The following is a 21,302-nucleotide window of genomic DNA, read 5'->3' on the forward strand; positions in this document are numbered from 1 at the left end:
CCGTGCCAGAGCGTGTTGCTGTCTGCACTTCGACAAGCTCAGTGACCGGGAGGTGCGGTCCCTGAGCTTGTCGAAGGGTCCGTGCCAGAACGTGCTGCTGTTTGCACTTCGACAGGCTCAGTGACCGGGGGACTGGAAGGCGTGGTCCCTGAGCTTGTCGAAGGGCCAGGGCGGTGCCGCGTCAGCGCTCGGATTGCGGCGGCGCCGCATGCCGCGGATGCGTGCCGCCGGACGCACCGCTGACCCTCGACCCGCCGAGTTGGCGCCCGGCCGCGCGCCGCGAATGCTGCGGCAGTCGCAGCCGCAACGCACCAGGGTCGATCCGCATGCGCGCCCACACGGCCGCACCGATCTCATCGCCGTCCGCCTGCAGCACGGCCTCCGGGGAGATGTGGAGTTCCACATCGGTCGCCGTGACGTACCGGAACGAGTCGTTCGACTCCGTCCTCGTCTGCGCCGCAGGCGAATCGCGTCGCAGTCGCGCCACCGGATTGTTGAACCGGTGCAGCCAGCGAGTGACGCGCGGCCCATCGGTCCGATCCAATGAGCGGACGAGGAGCACGTCGAGCACCCCGTCGTCGATGAGCGCGTCCGGCAGCACCTGGAACCCGGCCGTCAGCGTCCCGCAGTTGCCGACGAACACGGAGTGCAGGCGGCTCGACTCCTCGTCGCCGCCGTTGATCCGCGAACGCACCTTCGGCCGATCCCGCTTCAGGAGGCCGCGCACGATCGGCCCGACGTACGCGACCCAGCCGAAGCGCCGCTTGAGCTCCGGATCCGTGTACGCGACCATGTCGGCGTCGACGCCGAACCCGGTCATCACGAGGAACGGCGTGGACCCGGCCCTGTCGTCGGCCAGACGGTAGTCGAGGAGGCCGACATCGACCGCGTGATCGTGTCCGGTGAAGGCGATGCGGACGGCCGTCGCGAGGTCGGAGAGCGGGATCCCGACGTTCCGGGCGTACAGGTTCGCCGTGCCGACCGGGACGACCGCGAACGACGCGTCGACGCCCCGCATCGCGGCTCCCACCTCACGGACCGTCCCGTCCCCGCCGGCGGCGATCACCAGATCTGCGCCGGCCGCGAGCGCAGCGGCGACGAGGTCGCCTGCGCCTGCATCGCGCTCGGTCGGGAACCACAGGCTGCGTCGCCACCCGGACTCCTCCGCGACCAGGTCGACGACCCGTTTGAGCTTCGGGAAATTGACGCGGGCTGGGTTGTAGAGGACGGCGGCGCGGAGTGACTCGGACCGGTTCGATCCGCCCGATCCGCCGTCCGTCATGGTCATGCCGCCAGTGCCGGCCAGAGGACCGAGAGCACCTGATCCGCCCAGTCCTCGTTGACATCTGCTCCGCGCACCAGCTGTCCGAGCACCGCACCGAGCAGGAGGGTGGTGACGAGGATGGGGTCCAGGTGCGGCTTGAGGTCGCCCGTTGCGATGCGGTCCTCGATGAGGGTGGACAGCGTCCTGGCGCGCGCCCGCGTGAGGCTCCGCAACAGATGGGAGAACTCGGGGTCGTCCTGCAGGAGGATCGACGCGATCGTGCCGCGGCCGACGACGTCCTCGATCATCGTGCGCGCCTCGCCGAGGAGCCACCGGAAGGTGTCGTAGGTGCTCAGGTGGTCCGGGATCTCGACCGAGGTGTCCATCGCGCGTGCGACGGCGGCCTGCAGGAGTTCGGAACGGTTGCTGTAGCGGCGGTAGATCGTGGTCTTTGCGACGCCAGTGCTGGCCGCGACGGCTTCGATGTTGACGGCGACGGAACCGCGTTCGCGCATGAGTTCGAGGGCTGCATCGAGGATCCGGTCGCTCATGATCTGAGCGCGCGTCGCCCGCCGTTCCACCGTCATGGTCTCTGCCTTCCACGCCATCTTCGCCCGGTGAGGGACCGGTACCGGTCGTTGATAGCGCTACGCATACCGTAGCGTACGGCGGAATCAGGCCCCAAACCAGGGTGTTCGCCTGTGTTTTCGCAGGCGATGCGGTCGGGGAGCCCCCGCCGAGCGCCTACCCTTGGTGAGTGGCACATCTCCTCGGCGCAGAATCCCTCCATCTCGAATACCCGACCAAAGTCGTCTTCGACGGCGTCACCGTCGGCGTGAACGAAGGCGACCGCATCGGCATCGTCGGTCGCAACGGCGACGGCAAGTCGACCCTCCTCGGGCTCCTCGCCGGACGGAAGACGCCGGACAGCGGTCGGGTGACGGTGCGCAACGGCGTGACCGTCGGCGTGCTCGACCAGTCGGACACCCTCGACCCCACCCGGACGGTCGCCGACACGATCGTCGGCACCTTCGACGAGCACGAGTGGGCCGGTGACCCGAAGGTCCGCGACGTCATCTCCGGCCTCGCCTCCGACATCCCGTGGGACGCCACGATCGCCGACCTCTCCGGTGGGCAGCGTCGCCGCGTCGCGCTCGCGGCACTCCTCGTCGGCGACCACGACATCCTCTTCCTCGACGAGCCCACCAACCACCTCGACGTCGAGGGCATCACCTGGCTCGCAGCGCACCTCAACCGCCGCTGGTCGCGCAACTCGGGCGGCCTGCTCGTCGTGACGCACGACCGGTGGTTCCTCGATGCCATCTGCACGGCCACGTGGGAGGTCCACGACCGCATCGTGGAACCGTTCGAGGGCGGATACGCGGCGTACATCCTGCAGCGCGTCGAACGCGACCGCTCTGCAGCGGTCACCGAGGCGAAGCGCCAGAACCTCATGAAGAAGGAGCTCGCGTGGCTCCGTCGCGGCGCCCCGGCCCGCACGGCCAAGCCGAAGTTCCGCATCGAGGCCGCCAACGCGCTCATCGCCGACGAGCCGCCCGTCCGCAACACGGTCGAGCTGGCCGGCATGGCCACCGCGCGCCTCGGCAAGGACGTCGTCGACATCCTCGACGTGTCCGTGTCCTACGAGGACAAGCATGTCCTGAAGGACGTCGAATGGCGCATCGCACCGGGGGAGCGCACGGGCATCCTCGGCGTGAACGGCGCAGGCAAGTCCACACTGCTGGGGCTCGTCACGGGCGAGGTGGAGCCGACTACCGGCCGGGTGAAGCGCGGCAAGACCGTCCAGGTCGCGACGCTCACCCAGCAGCTCAACGAGCTGACCGAGTTCGAGCAGGATCGGGTGAGCGACGTCATCGGCCGCAAGCGCACGACCTATGTCGCCGGCGGCAAGGAGATGACGCCTGGCCAGCTGCTCGAACGCCTCGGCTTTACGAGCGCGCAGCTCCAGACGCCCGTCAAGGACCTGTCCGGTGGGCAGCGCCGTCGTCTGCAGCTCCTGCTCATCCTGCTCGACGAGCCCAACGTCCTCGTCCTCGACGAACCGACCAACGACCTCGACACCGACATGCTCGCGGCGATGGAGGACCTCCTCGACTCCTGGCCGGGCACACTCCTCGTCGTCTCGCACGACCGGTACTTCCTCGAGCGCGTCACCGATCAGCAGTACGCGATCCTCGAAGGGCAGTTCCGCCACCTGCCAGGCGGCGTCGACCAGTACCTCGCGCTCAACGTCCAGACCGCCGGGCAGCGGTCGATGGAGCACGACCGGCCGACCGCCTCCGGTGCGCCGGGTTCGGCTGCGTCCGGTGCCGCGGCATCGGCCCAGGGCAGTGCGCTCTCCGGTGCAGAGCTGCGCGCCGTCCAGAAGGAGATCTCCGCGATCGGTCGTCGTTTGCAGAAGCTCGACGGGCTGAAGGCGAAGGCCCACGAGGACCTCGCGACGCACGACCAGTCCGACTACGAGGGCATCACCGCGCTCGGCGCCCAGCTGCGCACCCTCGAGGACGAGGTCGGCGAGCTCGAACTCCGCTGGCTGGAACTCTCCGAACTCACGGAGTAGCCCCCGCCCGCTCTCCTTCCCGCCTGTACCCGCCCGACCCGGCCCATCCGTCCTTCCTGTTCTCCCTCCCTCAGCTCGCGAGCTGTCACTTGTGGCTGGTCAGGCCGGTCGGATACCAGCCACGACTGACAGTTCGCGGGCAGACGGCGGGCAGACGGCGGGCGGGAGTCCTTGTGTTACGTCGCCATTCGGCGGGGCGCTGACCAGGCGTTTACCGTTGAGGAATCGCGTACCCACCGTGGACAGCACCACGGACGCACCAGCACCACGCTGCACCAACTGCATCACGAAAGAGGAACCACACATGAAGCTCAGCAAGAAGCTCCTGGCCGCGGCAGTCGCCCTGCCGCTCATCGCCCTCCTCGCGGGCTGCGCCACGAACGCAGGCGCAGACGGCGGCGACGAGAAGGGTTCCGAGAAGAACCCCGTCAAGATCGGCGTCGTCGGCGCGAGCGACCCGTACTGGGAGACCTACAAGAAGGCAGCTGCTGCCGAGGGCATCACGGTCGACATCGTCGACTTCTCGGAGTACACGCAGCCGAACCCGGCACTGACCGAGGGCGAGATCGACCTCAACCAGTTCCAGCACATCGTCTACCTCGCGCAGTACAACGAGTCCGCGAAGCAGGACCTGACGCCCATCGGCTCCACCGCGATCTACCCGCTCGGCCTGTACTCCACCAAGGTCAAGAGCGTCAAGGAGATCAAGGAGGGCGACACCGTCGCCATCCCGAACGACGAAAGCAACCTCTCGCGCGGCCTCCTCGTCCTCCAGTCGGCCGGCCTCGTCAAGCTCAAGGACGGCGGCAACATCTTCTCGACCGTCGATGACGTGCTCCCCGAGTCCAAGGTGAAGGTCACGACCCTCGAAGCGACGCTCACGCCGACCTCGCTGCCCGACGTCGCCGCTGCGATCATCAACAACGACTTCATCAAGGACGCCGGCCTCAAGGCCTCCGACGCGATCGCCCAGGACGACCCGTCCGACCCGAACGCGCTGCCCTACGTCAACATCTTCGCCGCGAAGGCCAAGGACAAGGACAACGCGGTGTACCTGAAGCTCGTCAAGATCTACCAGGACACCAAGGAGGTCACGGACGGCGTCATCAAGAACTCCGGCGACACCGCGGTCATCCTGAAGACTCCGGTCGAGGACCTCGTCAAGTCCCTCGCGACCGTCCAGAAGGACATCGCGAACAAGAAGTAGTCGCCGCAAGACGACATCCGATGCGTAACGCTCGTTGCGTTCTCGTGGCAAACTATCGGTCTGTCGCGAGAACGCATCGAGCGTTTCGCCGTCCAACGCAGTTGAGGATCCCGTGCCCCTAGTCAGCCTCCGTGACGTCGCCAAACGGTACCCGTCCCCGAACCGCGACGAACCGCCGATCTCCGCGATCGACGGCGTCGACCTCGACATCGAGGCGGGTGACGTCTACGGCATCATCGGCTACTCGGGTGCCGGCAAATCGACGCTCGTGCGTCTCATCAACGCCCTCGAACCGGCCACGTCCGGCAGCATCGTGGTGGACGGTACGGAGGTCACAGGGCTCGGCGAGCGCGGTCTGCGGGAGCTGCGGCTCGGCATCGGCATGATCTTCCAGCAGTTCAACCTCTTCAACTCGCGGACAGTCAGGCGCAACATCGCGTATCCGCTCGAGGTCGCGAAGCGTCCGAAGGCGGAGATCCGCGCCCGTGTGGACGAACTGCTCGAATTCGTCGGGCTCGCGGACAAGGCCGGCGCGTACCCGGATCAGCTCTCCGGCGGGCAGAAGCAGCGCGTCGGCATCGCCCGCGCGCTCGCGACCTCCCCTCGGATCCTCCTCGCCGACGAGGCGACGAGCGCCCTCGACCCGGAGACAACGCAAGAGGTCCTGACCCTCCTCAAGCGGGTCAATCAGGACTTCGGCATCACGATCGTCATCATCACGCACGAGATGGACGTCATCCAGACGCTCGCGACGAAGGTCGCCGTGATGGAGCAGGGCAAGGTCATCGAGCAGGGCGACGTCTTCGACGTCTTCTCGAATCCGCAGCACGCCGCATCCCGCAAGTTCGTCTCCACGGTCATCAAGGGCGTTCCATCGCCGGCCGAGCTTGGGGTGCTGCGCGAGCGCCACCCCGGCCGCATCGTCACGCTGTCCTTCCGCGACGGCGACGTCTCGCAGGCCAGCGTCTTCCTCACCCTGGCGGAGGCCGGCATCACGTTCGAACTCGTCTACGGCGGCATCAATGACATCCAGGGCAAGGCGTTCGGGCATCTGACGCTCGCGCTGCAGGGGGACGACGCGGTGATCGATCGTGCGATCGCATCCGTCGCCGAACGCGTCACCGTGACGGAGGTGCGCTGATGGATCACCTGATCTCACTGCTCCCGAAGCTCGCTCAAGCGAGCTGGGAGACGCTGTTCCTCGTGGTGCTGAGCCTGTTCTTCGGCGGCATCGGCGGGTTCATCGTCGGCCTGGGCCTGTACACGACGCGGCCGGGCAACATCCTGTCCAACAAGTGGGTGTTCAACGTCCTCAACGTGATCGTGAACGTGTTCCGGCCGATCCCGTTCATCATCTTCCTGGCTGCCGCCCAGCCGCTCGCACGACTCGTCGTCGGCACGGGCATCGGCAATCCGGCGTTCATCTTCATCATCTCGTTGGCCGCGACGTTCGGAATCAGCCGCATCGTCGAGCAGAACCTGTTGACCGTGTCGCCAGGCGTCATCGAGGCGTCGCGGGCCGCCGGTGCGAGTCGCGTGCGGACCATCTTCCGGATCATCGTCCCCGAAGCGCTCGGCCCGCTCATCCTCGGCTACACCTTCATCTTCGTGGTGCTCGTGGACATGTCGGCCGTTGCCGGGTTCGTGGGCGGCGGCGGTCTGGGCGCGTTCGCCATCCAGTGGGGATTCCGTCAGTTCGAGCCGATCGTGACGTGGGCGGCCGTCCTCATCATCATCCTGCTCGTGCAGGCGGTGCAGTTCTTCGGCAACTGGCTCGCGAGGCGCGTGCTGCGGCGCTGACGCCTGTCGCACCCGTCTGCGCACGTCATATGCTCGACGCATGAGCGAGGACGTGAGCAGCAAATACCGTCGTCTGTTCGATACGGGGGAGAACACCGATCGCACGGTGTTCTTCAGCGATGCCGTGATGGCCATCGCGATGACCCTCCTCGTGCTGGAGATCCAGATCCCGAAGGTGCCGGGTGATCAGCTGTGGTCCGCCATCGTGCGCGAATGGGACACCATCGCGGCGTATCTGTTGAGCTTCGTGATCATCGGGATGAACTGGATCTTCCACCACCGGAAGTTCGCGGCGATCGCCGGGTACGACGCCGGACTGCAATGGATCAACCTGCTGTTCCTGCTTTTCATCGCCGTGCTGCCGCTGCCGACGCGGATGCTGAGCGAGTACGGGGCGAACACGGTCGCCGTCGTCTGTTACGCCGGGGTGCTCACGGCGACGGCGCTCGCGCAGACGCTGCTGTGGGTCCACGCATGGCGACGCAGGCTCATGAAGCCGGAGATCGACCGTGCCGCCTACCGCTACGTGCTCCTCAACCAGCTGCCGCAGCCGATCGTGTTCGGCGCCTCGATCGTGATCTGTCTGCTCGTCGACCCGCGTGTCGCGATGTGGTCCTGGATCGCGCTGTTCCCGCTGCAGTCGGTCGCCGGCGTGTTCGCGACGCGGCGGGCGGGCGCGGAGACGGAACGCGAGGAGGCGGCGGCGGCTGCCGGTGCTGCCGGTGCCGCTGCCGCTCCTGCGAGCGATGCGGGCGCCGAGGATCGCTGAGGTCGCAGCGCCTCAGGCCGGCTGCTCGCCCGCGTGGTCGAGATCGAGGCTGAGCTTCCGGAGGAGCGTCGCGAGCCTCGCCTGCTCGCCGGAGCTGAGCCCGCCGAGCAGGTCGGCCTCGGCATCGACGAGACGGGTGATCGCCGCATCGACGGTGTTGAGTCCCGAACCGGTCATCTGCACCAGGATGCCGCGGCCGTCGCTCGGGTCGCCCTGACGTTCGACGAGGCGGCGCTCGACGAGACGGTCGATGCGGTTCGTCATCGTGCCGCTCGACACGAGGGTCTGCGCGAGGAGCGCCTTCGGGCTCAGCCGGTACGGCGTCCCGGCCCGGCGGAGGGCCGCGAGCACGTCGAACTCCCACGGTTCGAGGTTCGACCTGGTGAACGCTGCGCGGCGCGCCCGATCGACCTGCCGCGCGAGCCTCGCCACCCGCGACAACACCTGCAGCGGCGCGAAGTCGAGATCTGGGCGTTCACGGTTCCACGCATCGACGATCCGGTCGACCTCGTCGTTGCGCTCTGGCACGGTGCTTGCGGACATCCACCCATTATCGAGGGAACGTGTCCGGATTCCGCAGTCTGGGTGCTCGCGGCCCGATTCAGGCGAACCGTCTGGCAGAATTGACGGAGCCGACCCGCCAGCGGGCCGGTGGTCCGCCATAGTGTAACGGCAGCACGGCAGCCTTTGGAGCTGTTCGGTCCAGGTTCGAATCCTGGTGGCGGAGCGACCAGGCAACGGCCCAGGGGGGTCCGGCCGCATCCGACGTTTCGAGAAGAGGACCCGTGACCGACAGCGCACTCGCCATCGTGATCCTGGCAGCAGGCCAGGGCACCCGCATGAAGTCGTCCACCCCGAAGCTGTTGCACGGCCTCGGCGGCGTCCCCATCATCGGACACGTGCTCGCGACGGCCCGCGCGCTCGACGCGGCGCACGTCATCGCCGTTGTCCGCCACGAGCGCGACCGCATCGTCGAGGTCATCGACGCCGAGCTGCCGGGCGCTGCGATCGTCGACCAGGACGAGGTGCCAGGCACCGGTCGTGCGGTCGAGCAGGCGCTCACCGCCCTCCCGGCCGACTTCACGGGCGACGTGCTCGTCGTCAACGGCGACGTGCCGCTGCTCGACGCCGGAACGCTCAGCGACCTCATCTCCCGCCACCGCGAGCGTCCGGTCGCAGCCACCATCCTCTCCACGTTCCCCGAGGACCCGCAGGGCTACGGTCGGATCATCCGCACCGCGGCCGGCGCACTCGACTACATCGTCGAGCAGAAGGACGCGACCGATGCGGAGCGCGCGGTCACCGAGATCAACGCCGGCATCTACCTGTTCGGCGTGAACCAGCTGCGCGACGCCCTCGCGGAGGTCACCACCGACAACGCGCAGGGCGAGAAGTACCTCACCGACGTCATCGGCCTCCTGCGCCGTGCCGGATCCGAGGTCGCGGCCCTGCCGGTCGGCGAGTCCTGGCTCGTCGAGGGCATCAACGACCGCGCCCAGCTGAGTGCGGCAGCCGCCAAACTCAACGCCCTCATCGTGCGCGGCTGGCAGCTCGCCGGTGTGACCGTGCAGGATCCTGGCACCACCTGGATCGACATCAAGGCGAAGCTCGCACCGGACGTCACGCTCCTCCCCGGCACGCAGATCCTCGGCGCGAGCGTCGTCGAGACCGGCGCCGTCGTCGGACCGGACACCACGATCATCGACACCGAGGTCGGCGAGGGCGCGACCGTCCGACGCACCGATGCGACCCTCTCCGTCATACAGGCCGGCGCCACCGTCGGCCCGTTCTCCTTCCTCCGTCCGGGCACCGTCCTCGGCCCCGACGGCAAGATCGGCGCGTTCGTCGAGACGAAGAACGCGCAGATCGGCCGTGGCAGCAAGGTCCCGCACCTCAGCTACGTCGGCGACACGGTGGTCGGCGAGCACTCCAACATCGGCGCCGGCACCATCACGTCCAACTACGACGGTGTGAACAAGCACCGCACCACGGTCGGGTCGCACGTGCGCACCGGCGCCCACAACACCTTCGTCGCGCCCGTGAACATCGGCGACGGCGTGTACTCTGGCGCAGGCGCGGTCATCCGCAAGGACGTTCCGGCCGGGTCGCTCGCGTTGAGCGTCGCGCCGCAGCGCAACGTCGCCGGGTGGGTCGCTGACAAGCGTGCGGGGACGGCGGCGGCCGAGGCTGCTGCTGCCGCCACTGCCGCTGCTGCCGGTTCAGAATCATCGGCGCTTCCCAACGCGTCGGAGTAACATCCACACGACGCACCCGGTCGGGCGAGCACGCCGCTACTGGTAACGTCGATGTGGGCGAAGCCGGGCATCCCGGCAGTAAGGCAGGGGCTGTGTCAGGCATCACCACCGAGAACAAAAAACGACTGGTATTGGTGACGGGGCGTTCGCACCCGGGACTCGCGGAGGCCATCGCGGAGGAGCTCGATTCCGAGCTCGTGCCCACGGACGCACGCACCTTCGCGAACGGCGAGATCTACGCCCGCTACGACGACAGCATCCGCGGAAGCGATGTCTTCGTCATCCAGTCGCACTCGGCTCCCATCAACGAGTGGCTCATGGAGCAGCTCATCATGGTGGACGCGGCCAAGCGGGCCAGCGCCAAGCGCATCACCGTCGTCGCACCGTTCTACCCCTACGCACGCCAGGACAAGAAGGGCCGCGGACGCGAGCCCATCTCCGCCCGGCTCGTCGCCGACCTCTTCAAGGCGGCCGGAGCCGACCGCATCATGTCGGTCGACCTCCACGCCGCGCAGATCCAGGGCTTCTTCGACGGCCCGGTCGATCACCTGTTCGCCATGCCGGTGCTCCTCGAACACTTCAAGGCCAAGCTCGACCCGTCGACGCTCACGGTCGTCTCCCCGGACATGGGCCGCGTGCGCGTCGCCGACATCTGGAGCGACAAGCTCGGTGCGCCGCTCGCCATCATCCACAAGCGCCGCGACCCGCTCGTCCCCAACCAGGTGAGCGTCCACGAGATCGTCGGCCAGGTCGAGGGGCGCGTCTGCCTCCTCGTCGACGACCTGATCGACACGGGCCGCACCATCGTGAAAGCCGCCGAAGCCCTCAAGAAGGCCGGCGCCATCGGTGTCGTCGTCGCGGCCACCCACGCGGTGTTCTCCGACCCGGCGCCGGAGCTCCTGCAGAACGAGGCCATCGACTCCGTTGTGGTCACGGATACGCTGCCGCTCACGGACGAGCAGCGGTTCGACAGCCTCACGGTGCTGTCCATCGCTCCGCTCATCGCCCGGGCCATCCACGAGGTCTTCGATGACGGTTCCGTCACCTCCATGTTCGACGGCGCGGCCTGATCCGCTTCCGTCCCACCCGCGTCACCCGAACGCCCCGGCTCGCCAGCCGGGGCGTTCGTCGTCCGTCCGCCCGCCTCCCCGCCCTCTCCAGCCCGCAGTCGCTCTCTTCGCTTTCCACAATTCAGGAACATTCACTGAATTCAGGACGATTTCACGCTCTGGCAGCCCCGATCGTCCTGAATCGCGCAAAAGTTCCTGAATTGTGGAAGCGCATCGCGGGGGTCAGTAGATGAAGATCTGCAGGATCGACGGGTTGTGCGAGTGGAGGAGGACGAGGAACAGCACGAAGTCGAAGAGCAGATGGACCGTCACGATGTAGCTGAGCGACTTCGTGAGCTTGAACGTCCAGCCCTGCACGAGCGCGAACGGGAAGATGATGAACGGCCCGTACGAGCGGAAGCCGAGTTCCCAGAGGAATGAGGTGAACAGGGCGGCCTGGACGAGGTTCGCCTGCCAATCCGGCAAGTGTCGGCGCAGGAGGGCGAAGCACGTGCAGATGAAGAACAGCTCGTCCCAGATCCCGAGTGCGTTCGTGCCGAGGAACAGCCGGAACACCTCGTCGCCCGTGGTCGCCGCCGGCCAGTTCTGGTACACGCCAGACCGGATCAGATAAACGGGCAGGATCGCGTACCCGAGGCCGACGACCACGATGAGGTAGCCCCACTCGAGCCTCGTCCAGCGATGCCCGGTCGCGACGGGGAAGCGGATGGCGTGATCGCGGAACACGAACCGCGACAGCAGGTATGGGGTGAGGACGGCGATCGCGAGCGCAGCACCCATCTGCAGCATGTGCGGCCAGTCGATGCTCGTGTTGATGGGCACGAGACTCAGCGCGATGAGCCCCGTGGCGATGAGTGCCAGGTCGCGGAACATCGCCCGATCGACGAACCAGGCCGCGAGGAGCGCTGCGGCGAGCATCGGGTAGCCGGCCAACGGCATCGCGAACCCGAAGAGCAGGATCCCGGACGCCGCGATGAGCACACCGACGCCGAGTTTGAGTCGCGGTCGGTCGCGTTGCACCGGTGTCGTCGTCGCCGAGGTCATCATCGCCCTTCCGTTGCTGCCCCATTCTGCCCTGTCCGCCCACCCCTCGGGTGTGCACAATTCCGGAACTCCGGGGTGGGAATGCGCATGGTGCAACTGGAAAGCGCTTGCTTCGTCACTCCTGTCACATGAATTCCGGAATTGCGAACAAGCCCAGCTCGGGGGAGCGGGCGAGGGAGAGGAGGCGGGAGGGAGGGGCGCAGGGGCGCGGAGACGCAGAACGGGCGGGATCGACGTGGTCGATCCCGCCCGCTCAGGGGTGCGACTGCCAGGCAGCGCGGAAGGCGTGCCTAGTGGCTGGAGCCCTCCTGCTCGACCTCGCTGCGGTCGCCGGACCACAGCGTGTGGAACGTGCCCTCGATGTCGACACGCTTGTACGTGTGCGCACCGAAGAAGTCACGCTGACCCTGCACGAGCGCTGCCGGGAGGCGCTCGGCGCGGAGGCCGTCGTAGTACGACAGCGACGAGGAGAACGCGGGCGACGGGATGCCGGCCTGCGCGGCCGTCGCGACGACCCGACGCCAGCTGTCCTGGGCCACGCCGACGGCGTCGCGGAAGTACGGAGCCGTCACGAGGGCGACGAGCTCCGGGTTCTCCTCGTACGCCTCGGTGATGCGGTTGAGGAACTGGGCGCGGATGATGCAGCCGCCGCGCCAGATCTTCGCGATCTCGCCCTTCTTGATGTTCCAGTCGTACTCCTCTGCGCCGGCGACGATCTCGTCGAAGCCCTGCGAGTACGCGATGATCTTCGAGGCGTAGAGCGCCTTGCGGACGTCCTCGATGAAGGTGTCCGCGTCATCGACGGTCCAGTCCTCCGACGGCCCGGGGAGGTCGGAGGCTGCAGCGCGCTGCGCGGGCTTCGAGGACAGCGAGCGGGCGAACACGGCTTCGGCGATGCCGGAGACCGGGATGCCGAGGTCGAGGGCCGTCTGCACGGTCCATGCGCCGGTGCCCTTGGCCCCCGCCTGGTCGAGGATGACGTCGACGAGCGGCTTGCCCGTCTTCGCGTCGACCTGCTTGAGGACCTCAGCGGTGATCTCGATGAGGTAGCTCTCGAGCTCGCCGCGGTTCCACTCGGCGAAGATGTCGGCGATCTCGGCCGGCGTCTTGCCCGTGCCACGACGGATGAGGTCGTACGCCTCGGCGATGAGCTGCATATCCGCGTACTCGATGCCGTTGTGGATCATCTTGACGAAGTGACCGGCGCCGTCGGTGCCGACGTGGGTGACGCAGGGCTCTCCCTCGGCGATCGCAGCGATCGACTTGAGGATCGGGCCGAGGGTCTCCCATGCTTCAGCGGACCCGCCCGGCATGATCGACGGTCCCTTGAGCGCGCCCTCTTCGCCACCGGAGATGCCGGCGCCGACGAAGTTGATGCCCGTCTCGCGGACGGCCTTCTCGCGACGGATGGTGTCGGTGAAGAGCGCGTTGCCGCCGTCGACGATGATGTCGCCCGGCTCGAAGACCTCGGTGAGCTGCTGGATGACGGCGTCGGTGCCCTTGCCCGCCTGCACCATGATGATCGCGGTGCGCGGCTTCTGCAGCGAAGCGGCGAACTCCTCGATCGTGTGGGAGGCGATGAAGCCGGCTTCTGGGTGTTCGGTGGTGAGGAGCTCGGTGCGTTCTGGGGAGCGGTTGTACACGGCGACCGTGTTGCCTTCGCGGCTTGCCAGGTTCCGCGCGAGGTTGCTTCCCATAACGGCGAGTCCGACGACGCCGATGTTGGCTGTTGCCTGGGCGTTGTCCGCCATGTGGTTCTCCTTCGATGTGTGGTGGGCCATGCCCCGCGTGAGCGCGGCGGCAGGCTCCAGACGACCCGGAAGCGGGTATGTTGCAACCGTAGCAAGACGGAGGCTCGGCGGGTCCCCTGGAAGGTGGTCGTAGCTGTGCCACCCGAGTGTTGTTCAGCTGATGTTCGCGTTCAGCGGAAGCGTTCGTCGGGCGGTCGACGGTGATGCAGGTGCTGGTCGTGCTGGTCCTGCGGGTGGTGCACGCGTTGCAGCGCTCATGCGCTGCGGCGTGTGTCAATCGATTCTCGTGCGCGGCGGTGTGAGCGAGTCGATGTAGGCACGGGTGACCGAGATGTCCTGGTCGCCGTAGCCTTCCTCGGTGAGTCTTGTGAACTGGTCGAGGAGCGAGTGGAGCTGCGGGGCGGTGGTGCCGGTGCGCTCTGCTTCGATCGTGGCATAGGTGAGGTCTTTCACCATAAACTTCGCGGGGCCGGAGGGGCTGTAGTCCTCGTCGACGATGCGCTGCTTTCGGGTCGCGAGGACTCGGCTGCCGGCGTATCCGCCCTCCAGCAGGTCGAACATCGCACCGAGGTCGATGCCGCTGCGGTCGGCGAGGACGGCTGCTTCGCCGAGCGCCATGATGGTGGACGCGACGATGATCTGGTTGCAGTACTTGGCGATCTCGCCTGATCCGAGGGGGCCGAGGTGGACGGGGGTCCCGAACGTTTCGAGGGTGGACCAGGCGGTGTCGACGGGTTCGTCCGCCCCGCCGACCATGATCGAGAGGGTGCCGGCGATCGCCCCGTCCTCTCCGCCGGACACGGGCGCGTCGATGACGCCGGCCAGTCCGCCGGTCGCGGCGCGCACCCGCTCGTCGAGATCGCGGACGCCCTGGGCTGAGGAGGTGGAGCCGATGACGAGGACCGTGGGGGAGTCGATGCCGGCGAGGATGCCGTCTGGGCCGTCGAGCACCTCGTCCACCTGGGGAAGGTCCGGGAGCATCAGGACGATGACGTCGGCCGCGCCGAGTGCGCGTGGCGTTCCGGCCCATTCGGCGCCGGCGTCGAGGATCGCCGAGGCTCGGTCCCTGGAGCGGTGGTTCACGATGACGCGGGTGGGCGACCCGCCCGCAGCGGTCAGGAGGTTCCTCGCCATCGGTGCGCCCATGGCACCGAGTCCGATGAATCCGACGATCGGGGGAAGGGCCGTGTGTGGCCCGCGCTGGCTCGACATGGGAACAGTGTACCCACTGGACAGCAGGTGGAACACTGTTCACTGGAATGAATACCCGGGTAGACTGCCGGAAGCCGACCGGCCCAACGACGGGCCGACAGCAGGAAGAACAGGACATCCCGTGAATCACGCAGCCAAGCGCCTCCGCGTCGTCGTCGCGACTCCCCTCCCCGAGGAGCTGTGCGCCCTCATCGAGCGTCTCGAGCCGCGCATCGACCTCGTCCGCGAGCAGGAGCTGCTGCCGCCGATGCGACACCCGGCGGACTTCGCCGGAGACCCGTCCTTCATTCGCACGCCGGAGCAGCAGGCCGCGTTCGAGGCGCTCGTCGACTCCGCCGACGTCCTGTACGGCATCCCAGACGTCGACCCGAAGGCGCTCGCCCGCACGGCTGCGGCGAACGGCGGGCTGCAGTGGGTGCAGATCATGGCTGCCGGTGGCGGTGGCCAGGTGAAGGCGGCCGGCCTCGACGACGGCCAGCTGGAGCGCATCGCGTTCACGACCTCCGCCGGAGTGCACGGCGGGCCACTCGCCGAGTTCGCGGTGTTCGGCGTCTTCGCCGGTGCCAAGACCCTGCCGAGGCTCCTCGCGCAGCAGCGGGCGCACGAGTGGACCGGCCGTTGGACGATGTCGCAGGTGAGTGAGCAGACGGTCCTCGTGGCCGGGCTCGGCGGTATCGGTCGTGAGGTCGCGGCGAAGCTCTCCGCGCTCGGCGCCACGGTGATCGGCACGAGCCGTCACGACGTCACCGTCCCTGGGGTCGACCGGGTCATCCACCCCGACACGATCGTCGATGTGGTGGGCGAGGTCGACGCGATCGTCACGACCCTCCCCGGCACTGCCGCGACCGAGCGGCTCTTCGGCGAGGAGGTCTTCCGGGCCGTCAAGCCGGGCGTCACGGTGGTGAACGTCGGCCGTGGCACGGTCATCGACGAGGATGCGCTCATCGCGGCCCTGCAGGACGGCCGCGTCGGCTTCGCGGCCCTCGACGTCTTCGCCACGGAACCGCTCGACGCGGCCAGCCCGCTCTGGGATCTCCCCAACGTCCTCGTCAGTCCGCACACGGCCGCGCTCAACAGTGCAGAGGAGCGACTCATCGCGGAACTGTTCGCAGACAACGCGACCCGCTTCCTCGATGGCCGCGAACTCCGGAACCGCGTCGATACGATCGAGTTCTACTGAGCGTTCCCCTGAGCGATGCGGGAGGCCAGCCTTCCGCCGACCAGCCGTCATGCGCCTGAATGGAGCCACGATGACCCTCTCCGAACACCTCGGTGACACGACCGATGCCGCGCAGACCGACCGCGACCCGGCCCCGGCCGTCACGCGCTCGATCAGGATCCTCGGCATCCTGGCCGATGCGCAGGGTCGACCGATGCCGCTCAGTGAGCTCGCGCGGGCGATCGGCGCCGCGAAGTCGTCGACGTCCAACCTGTGCGCCGTCCTGGAGGACTCCGGTCTCATCCAGCGCGTCGACTCCGGGTTCACGCTCGGTCATCGCACGGTGGAGTTGGGCGGCTCGTACCTGCGATCCTTCGACCAGGTGCGCGAGTTCTACCGGTTCATCGCCTCCTCGGAGTTCCTCAGTCACGAGGTCGTGCAGATCGCGATGCTCGACGGCACGGACGTCCTCTACCTCGCTAGGCACGAGGGCCGGGCTCCGCTGCGGCTGAGCGCCGGCATCGGGGATCGGTTCCCGGCCGCGCCGACGGCCGTCGGGAACGCGCTGCTCGCCCACCTGGATCCCGCGGAGGTCGCGCGCCGGTTCGCCGACAGCGACCACTTCCCGGTGCGCACGGAGCGCAGCACGACGTCGCTCGAACACCTGCAGGAGAAGCTCGACCTCGTGCGCGAGCGCGGTTACGCGGTGGACGACGGCGAGGTCCACCCCGGCGTCTACGGGATCGCGAGGTGGATCCCGCCGCGGGCCAGTGGTGCGCAGCCGCTCGCGATCGGCGCGTCGCTTATGGGGGCAGCGATGACGGATGCCGTCCGAGAGGGCATCATCGCGGAACTGGGCGAGGCCGTTGTGCTGCTGTCGAATCCGATGGACCTGTCGGGCGACTGATCGCCGGGCGCCGGCCGGGCGCCTGGCAGGTGCCGGGCAGGCGCAGATTCGTTCCCGCACGGCCCCCACCCAACAACATTTGTTCAATGTGTTGAACTCTGTTCAGCAGAGTGTTATCTTCATCGCAGGCGTTCGCGCCGTCCAAGCGCCGTTATCAAAGGAGATGACCATGTCAACGGGTTCAGCAGCCCCCACCGACCTCCGCGGGTCGGACGACCCGGAGTACGTCCGGAACCTCCGCAGGGCCACCCTCGCAAGCTCCGTCGGCAGTGCCCTCGAGTACTACGACTTCGCGCTCTACGGCCTCGCATCGGCCCTCATCTTCGGGCCGCTGTTCTTCCCGGCGCTCGGCCCGGGCGCCGGCATCGCGGCCGGATTCGCCACCTACGCGGTCGGCTTCTTCGCCCGCCCGTTCGGCGGCCTGTTCTTCGGAGCCCTCGGCGACCGCCTCGGCCGCAAGCTCGTCCTGACGCTCACGATCGGACTGATGGGCGGCGCCTCGACCCTCATCGGCGTCCTGCCGACGGGCGAGCAGATCGGCGTCTGGGCCCCCATCCTCCTCATCCTCCTGCGTGTCCTGCAGGGCTTCGGAGCCGGCGCGGAGCAGGCCGGAGCGACCACGCTCATGGCCGAGTACGCACCGGTCCGCAGCCGCGGCTTCTTCGCCGCCCTCCCGTTCGTCGGGATCATGGTCGGCACGGTCATCGCGTCGGTCGTCTTCTTCCTGCTCGGCCTCGTGGATCAGCAGATCGTCCACGACTGGCTGTGGCGCATCCCGTTCCTCGCCTCCGTGATCCTCATCGGCGTCGCCCTCTTCATCCGTCTCCGGATGCAGGAGAGCCCCACTTTCATCACGCTCGAAGCGCAGGAGGAGGTCTCGAAGAACCCGTTCAAGGAGATTTTCAGAGAGTCCTTCCCGACGATCCTCCGCGGCATCGGACTGCGGATGGCGGAGAACGGCGGCTCGGCGATCTACCAGACGCTCGCCGTCGCGTTCATCACGAACTTCGCCGGAGCAGAGCCGTGGGAAGGGCCGCTCGCCATCGCGCTCGGTGCGCTCATCGGCATTCTCGTCATCCCGTGGGCCGGTGCGCTGTCCGACCGCTTCGGTCGGATGAAGATCTACCGGATCGGCGCCATCGTGCAGCTCGTCCTCGCCGTCCCGGCCTGGTGGATGCTTGCCAACGGCAACCCGGCACTTGTCGTCGTGGTGCTCGCCGTCACCTACTCGCTGAGTGTCAACATCATGCTCGGCGCCCAGTGCGCGACGCTGCCGGAGCTCTTCGGCAACCGCCACCGCTACACGGGCGTCGCCATCTCACGTGAGTTCTCCGCGGTCCTCGCCGGCGGCATCGCCCCGTTCATCGGCGCACTGCTGCTCGGCTGGTTCTCCGACTCGTGGGTCCCGCTCGCCTGCTATGTGCTCGTCCTCGGCGGCATCACGCTCTGGGCGACGTTCACCACGCCTGAGACGCGCGGCCGCGACCTCAACAAGCTGCACGACGCCATCGACGACTCCCACATCGACGTCACCACGCGTCCGACCCCGACCCTGTCGCGCCGTCAGCGCGCCTCGCAGGTGGGCTGAGCCGATGCGCATCGCACGAATCGCAACCGAGGCAGGGCCCCGCAGCGTCGTCGCGGACGGCGAGCACTGGCACGGCGTTGTGGACCCGTTCGCCCCAGAGCCCGTCCGCACGGGGGAGAGTTGGCCGATCTCCGGCGCCGCGCTCCTCGCGCCGGTCGTGCCGACGGTGGTCCTCGGGATGGCGCACAACGGCGCCCCCGGCGACCGCGACCTCCCGCCGCAGGCGTTCCAGAAGTCGGCCCGCACGATCGTCGGCCCGGGCGACCGGATCGAACTCGACGCCTCGCTCGGGACGATCAACATCGAGGGGGAGCTCGCCGTTGTCATCAGGCGGACCAGCCGGCATCTCCGTGCCGAGGACGTCGCCGACGCGATCCTCGGCTTCACGATCGGGAACGACGTGACGGCCGCCGACCAGATCCCGCTCGACGACAAGCTCACCCAGGTGAAGAACGGCGACGGGTACACGCCCATCGGGCCGTGGATCGAGACGGATTTCGACGCCTCCGATGCGCGACTGCTCGTCGAGATCACGGGACCAGACGGCGTCAGACGGACGGTGGCCGATGCGACCACCGCCTCCCTCGCCTACGACGTGACGGAGCAGCTCGTGTACCTGACGTCCCACCTGACCCTCGGGCCGGGCGACGTCGTGCTCACCGGCGCACCGGCGACGTTCGCCCCCGCGGTGCCCGGCGACATCGCCTCGATCACGATCCCGGGCATCGGCACACTCGAGAACCCGGCCGTCGCAGCCGTACGGCCGACCTCCGCACACCAGGAACAGGTGGTCACCGTATGAGCGGCGTCTTCGATCTCACGGGGCGCGTCGCCCTCGTCACCGGCTCCAGCCGTGGCATCGGGAGGTCCATCGCGACCGCGCTCGCCGATGCGGGCGCAACGATCGTCCTCAACGGCCTCGACGAGGCCAGGCTGGCCGCTGCCACCGAGGAATTCGCCGGCAGGTACGGTGCGGACCGCATCGCAGCCCGCGCATTCGACGTGACGGACGACGCCGCGGTGACGGCCGGCATCGCGTGGATCGAGGAGACCGTCGGGCCGCTGCGCATCCTGGTCAACAACGCCGGCGTGCAGCACCGGGTGCCGATGCTCGACCTCGCCGTCGAGGACTGGGAGCGGGTCATCCGCACCGACCTCACGAGCGCGTTCCTCGTCGGTCGGGCGGCTGCGGCGCACATGATCCCGCGCGGTGCGGGCAAGATCATCAACGTCGCATCGGTGCAGGCCGATCTCGCACGCCCGACGATCGCCGCGTACACGGCTGCGAAGGGCGGCATCCGGAACCTCACCCGCGCCATGACGGCGGAGTGGGCGGCCTCGGGGATCCAGGCGAACGCCATCGCGCCCGGGTACATCCACACGGAGATGACGCAGAACCTCGTCGACGACGAGACCTTCAACACCTGGATCCTCGGACGGACGCCGGCGGCCAGATGGGGCACGGTCGAGGATCTCGCCGGGCCCGCCGTGTGGCTCGCGTCCGACGGTTCCGACTACGTCAACGGGCAGACGATCTTCGTCGACGGAGGGATGACCGTTGTCGTCTGAGCGAGAGGCCGTGGAGGCCGTGCAGGCCGCGCAGACCGTGCCGACCGTGCAGGCCGCGTCCGCGCCCATCGGGTCGCGGGCCGTCGTCGCGCATGCGGCCGGCGACCTCCGGGTCGACCCGATCGTGCTCGCAGAACCCGCAGCCGACGAGGCGGTCGTGCGCATCGCCTACGGCGGGGTGTGCGGCTCCGACCTGCACTACTGGAAGCACGGCGCGGCGGGGGAGTCGGTCCTCCGTGCGCCGATGGTGCTCGGCCACGAGGTCGTCGGCACCGTCGAACGGGCAGCTGCCGACGGCTCCGGCCCGACGGTCGGTGCTCGCGTCGCCGTCCACCCGGCGACGCCAGGGCCCGGCGACGGCTCCCGCTATCCGGCCGACCGGCCGAACCTCTCACCCGGCTGCACCTACCTCGGCAGCGCGGCACGCTTCCCGCACACCGACGGCGCCTTCGCGGACCGCGCCGTGCTCCGGGCCACGATGCTCCGCGAACTCCCGGACGGACTGTCGTTCCGGACTGCGGCCCTCGCAGAGCCGGCCTCGGTCGCCTGGCATGCCGTCGCGCGGGCGGGGGACCTCTCGGGCAAGCGCGTGCTCGTGATCGGCGCCGGTCCCATCGGCTCGCTCATCGTCGCGGTCGCGAAGCGGGCCGGAGCAGCATCGATCACGGCCGTCGACATGTTCGACGCGCCCCTCGGCATCGCCACCGCCGTCGGAGCGACGCACACGATCCACGCAACCGACGCCGATGGGATCGCAGCGGTGGACGCCGACGTCGTCTTCGAGTCCTCCGGCAGCCATCGTGGCCTCGCCTCCGCCGTCCGCGGGGCGACCCGCGGCGGGATCGTGGTGATGGTCGGACTCCTGCCGTCCGGGGAGCAGCCGGCGCTCGTCTCGCTCGCGATCACCCGCGAACTGGAGTTGCGCGGGTCGTTCCGCTTCGTCGAGGAGATCGACGAGGTCATCGCGGCGCTCGCCGACGGCACACTCGTCGCAGACGCCGTCGTGACGCACGAATTCCCGGCCGACGATGCCGTGCGCGCGTTCGAGACGGCCGCCGACTCGAGCGCATCGGGTAAAGTCCTGTTGTCGTTCGAATGAGGCACGAGGCCGGAACACTCACCAATG

General features: G+C 68.3%; 19 protein-coding genes and 1 tRNA gene. 14 read left to right on the plus strand and 6 right to left on the minus strand.

The window, feature by feature from the left end:
• Positions 1–181: 181 nt before the first annotated feature.
• Together ACL9RL_RS05930 and ACL9RL_RS05935 are read right to left on the minus strand one after the other, a co-directional pair.
• Positions 182–1,288, minus strand: coding sequence for a diacylglycerol/lipid kinase family protein (locus ACL9RL_RS05930; protein ID WP_422779297.1), 1,107 nt, complete (start codon positions 1,286–1,288; stop codon positions 182–184).
• Positions 1,285–1,851: a TetR/AcrR family transcriptional regulator gene (locus ACL9RL_RS05935; protein ID WP_422779298.1), complete on the minus strand. Its 567-nt coding sequence runs from the start codon at positions 1,849–1,851 to the stop codon at positions 1,285–1,287. Before ACL9RL_RS05935 ends, ACL9RL_RS05930 begins: the two co-directional genes overlap by 4 nt.
• A gap of 170 nt (positions 1,852–2,021) precedes the next feature.
• On the opposite strand from ACL9RL_RS05935, the gene ACL9RL_RS05940 reads away from it, so the two are divergent.
• From ACL9RL_RS05940 to ACL9RL_RS05960, 5 genes are all read left to right on the plus strand, one after another.
• The gene (locus ACL9RL_RS05940) at positions 2,022–3,845 is read left to right on the plus strand and encodes an ABC-F family ATP-binding cassette domain-containing protein (RefSeq protein ID WP_422779299.1); all 1,824 of its coding nucleotides are present in this window, start codon (positions 2,022–2,024) and stop codon (positions 3,843–3,845) included.
• A 304-nt stretch (positions 3,846–4,149) separates the two neighbouring features.
• Complete coding sequence (locus ACL9RL_RS05945) at positions 4,150–5,052, plus strand: MetQ/NlpA family ABC transporter substrate-binding protein (RefSeq protein ID WP_422779300.1); 903 nt, start codon at positions 4,150–4,152, stop codon at positions 5,050–5,052.
• A 112-nt stretch (positions 5,053–5,164) separates the two neighbouring features.
• Positions 5,165–6,193 carry a methionine ABC transporter ATP-binding protein gene (locus ACL9RL_RS05950; protein WP_422779301.1) on the plus strand — a complete coding sequence of 343 codons (1,029 nt, stop codon included), beginning with the start codon at positions 5,165–5,167 and terminating at the stop codon, positions 6,191–6,193.
• The gene (locus tag ACL9RL_RS05955) at positions 6,193–6,852 is read left to right on the plus strand and encodes a methionine ABC transporter permease (protein WP_422779302.1); all 660 of its coding nucleotides are present in this window, start codon (positions 6,193–6,195) and stop codon (positions 6,850–6,852) included. The genes ACL9RL_RS05950 and ACL9RL_RS05955 overlap by 1 nt, the downstream gene beginning before the upstream one ends.
• A gap of 40 nt (positions 6,853–6,892) precedes the next feature.
• Positions 6,893–7,621: a TMEM175 family protein gene (locus ACL9RL_RS05960; protein WP_422779303.1), complete on the plus strand. Its 729-nt coding sequence runs from the start codon at positions 6,893–6,895 to the stop codon at positions 7,619–7,621.
• A 12-nt stretch (positions 7,622–7,633) separates the two neighbouring features.
• Here ACL9RL_RS05960 and ACL9RL_RS05965 read toward each other — a convergent pair whose 3' ends face one another.
• Complete coding sequence (locus ACL9RL_RS05965; RefSeq protein WP_422779304.1) at positions 7,634–8,164, minus strand: MarR family winged helix-turn-helix transcriptional regulator; 531 nt, start codon at positions 8,162–8,164, stop codon at positions 7,634–7,636.
• Positions 8,165–8,276: 112 nt separating this feature from the next.
• Here ACL9RL_RS05965 and ACL9RL_RS05970 point away from each other — a divergent pair.
• From ACL9RL_RS05970 to ACL9RL_RS05980, 3 genes are all read left to right on the plus strand, one after another.
• Positions 8,277–8,348, plus strand: a tRNA-Gln gene (locus ACL9RL_RS05970).
• 58 nt (positions 8,349–8,406) lie between these two features.
• Positions 8,407–9,876: a bifunctional UDP-N-acetylglucosamine diphosphorylase/glucosamine-1-phosphate N-acetyltransferase GlmU gene (glmU, locus tag ACL9RL_RS05975; RefSeq protein ID WP_422779305.1), complete on the plus strand. Its 1,470-nt coding sequence runs from the start codon at positions 8,407–8,409 to the stop codon at positions 9,874–9,876.
• 92 nt (positions 9,877–9,968) lie between these two features.
• The gene (locus ACL9RL_RS05980) at positions 9,969–10,946 is read left to right on the plus strand and encodes a ribose-phosphate diphosphokinase (protein ID WP_422779306.1); all 978 of its coding nucleotides are present in this window, start codon (positions 9,969–9,971) and stop codon (positions 10,944–10,946) included.
• Between the two features lie 222 nt (positions 10,947–11,168).
• Here ACL9RL_RS05980 and ACL9RL_RS05985 read toward each other — a convergent pair whose 3' ends face one another.
• The 3 genes from ACL9RL_RS05985 to ACL9RL_RS05995 form a co-directional block, all read right to left on the minus strand.
• Complete coding sequence (locus ACL9RL_RS05985; protein WP_422779565.1) at positions 11,169–11,990, minus strand: type II CAAX prenyl endopeptidase Rce1 family protein; 822 nt, start codon at positions 11,988–11,990, stop codon at positions 11,169–11,171.
• Positions 11,991–12,280: 290 nt separating this feature from the next.
• Positions 12,281–13,741, minus strand: a complete 1,461-nt coding sequence (gndA, locus tag ACL9RL_RS05990; protein ID WP_422779307.1) for an NADP-dependent phosphogluconate dehydrogenase — start codon at positions 13,739–13,741, stop codon at positions 12,281–12,283.
• Between the two features lie 273 nt (positions 13,742–14,014).
• On the minus strand, positions 14,015–14,953 hold the full coding sequence (locus ACL9RL_RS05995; protein ID WP_422779308.1) for an NAD(P)-dependent oxidoreductase: 939 nt from the start codon (positions 14,951–14,953) through the stop codon (positions 14,015–14,017).
• A 121-nt stretch (positions 14,954–15,074) separates the two neighbouring features.
• Here ACL9RL_RS05995 and ACL9RL_RS06000 point away from each other — a divergent pair, with 121 nt between their 5' ends.
• The 6 genes from ACL9RL_RS06000 (at position 15,075) to ACL9RL_RS06025 (ending at position 21,275) form a co-directional block, all read left to right on the plus strand.
• Positions 15,075–16,133: a D-2-hydroxyacid dehydrogenase gene (locus ACL9RL_RS06000; protein ID WP_422779309.1), complete on the plus strand. Its 1,059-nt coding sequence runs from the start codon at positions 15,075–15,077 to the stop codon at positions 16,131–16,133.
• Positions 16,134–16,203: 70 nt separating this feature from the next.
• A complete protein-coding gene (locus tag ACL9RL_RS06005; RefSeq protein ID WP_422779310.1) occupies positions 16,204–17,019 on the plus strand; it encodes an IclR family transcriptional regulator in 816 nt (271 codons plus the stop codon).
• A 169-nt stretch (positions 17,020–17,188) separates the two neighbouring features.
• The gene (locus ACL9RL_RS06010; protein WP_422779311.1) at positions 17,189–18,607 is read left to right on the plus strand and encodes an MFS transporter; all 1,419 of its coding nucleotides are present in this window, start codon (positions 17,189–17,191) and stop codon (positions 18,605–18,607) included.
• Between the two features lie 4 nt (positions 18,608–18,611).
• Positions 18,612–19,409: a fumarylacetoacetate hydrolase family protein gene (locus ACL9RL_RS06015; protein WP_422779312.1), complete on the plus strand. Its 798-nt coding sequence runs from the start codon at positions 18,612–18,614 to the stop codon at positions 19,407–19,409.
• Positions 19,406–20,176, plus strand: coding sequence for an SDR family oxidoreductase (locus tag ACL9RL_RS06020; RefSeq protein ID WP_422779313.1), 771 nt, complete (start codon positions 19,406–19,408; stop codon positions 20,174–20,176). Before ACL9RL_RS06015 ends, ACL9RL_RS06020 begins: the two co-directional genes overlap by 4 nt.
• 46 nt (positions 20,177–20,222) lie before the next feature.
• Positions 20,223–21,275, plus strand: a complete 1,053-nt coding sequence (locus ACL9RL_RS06025) for an L-idonate 5-dehydrogenase (protein WP_422779566.1) — start codon at positions 20,223–20,225, stop codon at positions 21,273–21,275.
• Positions 21,276–21,302 lie beyond the last annotated feature (27 nt).

The organism is Plantibacter sp. Mn2098 (genome assembly GCF_049319745.1).
GTDB lineage: Bacteria > Actinomycetota > Actinomycetes > Actinomycetales > Microbacteriaceae > Plantibacter.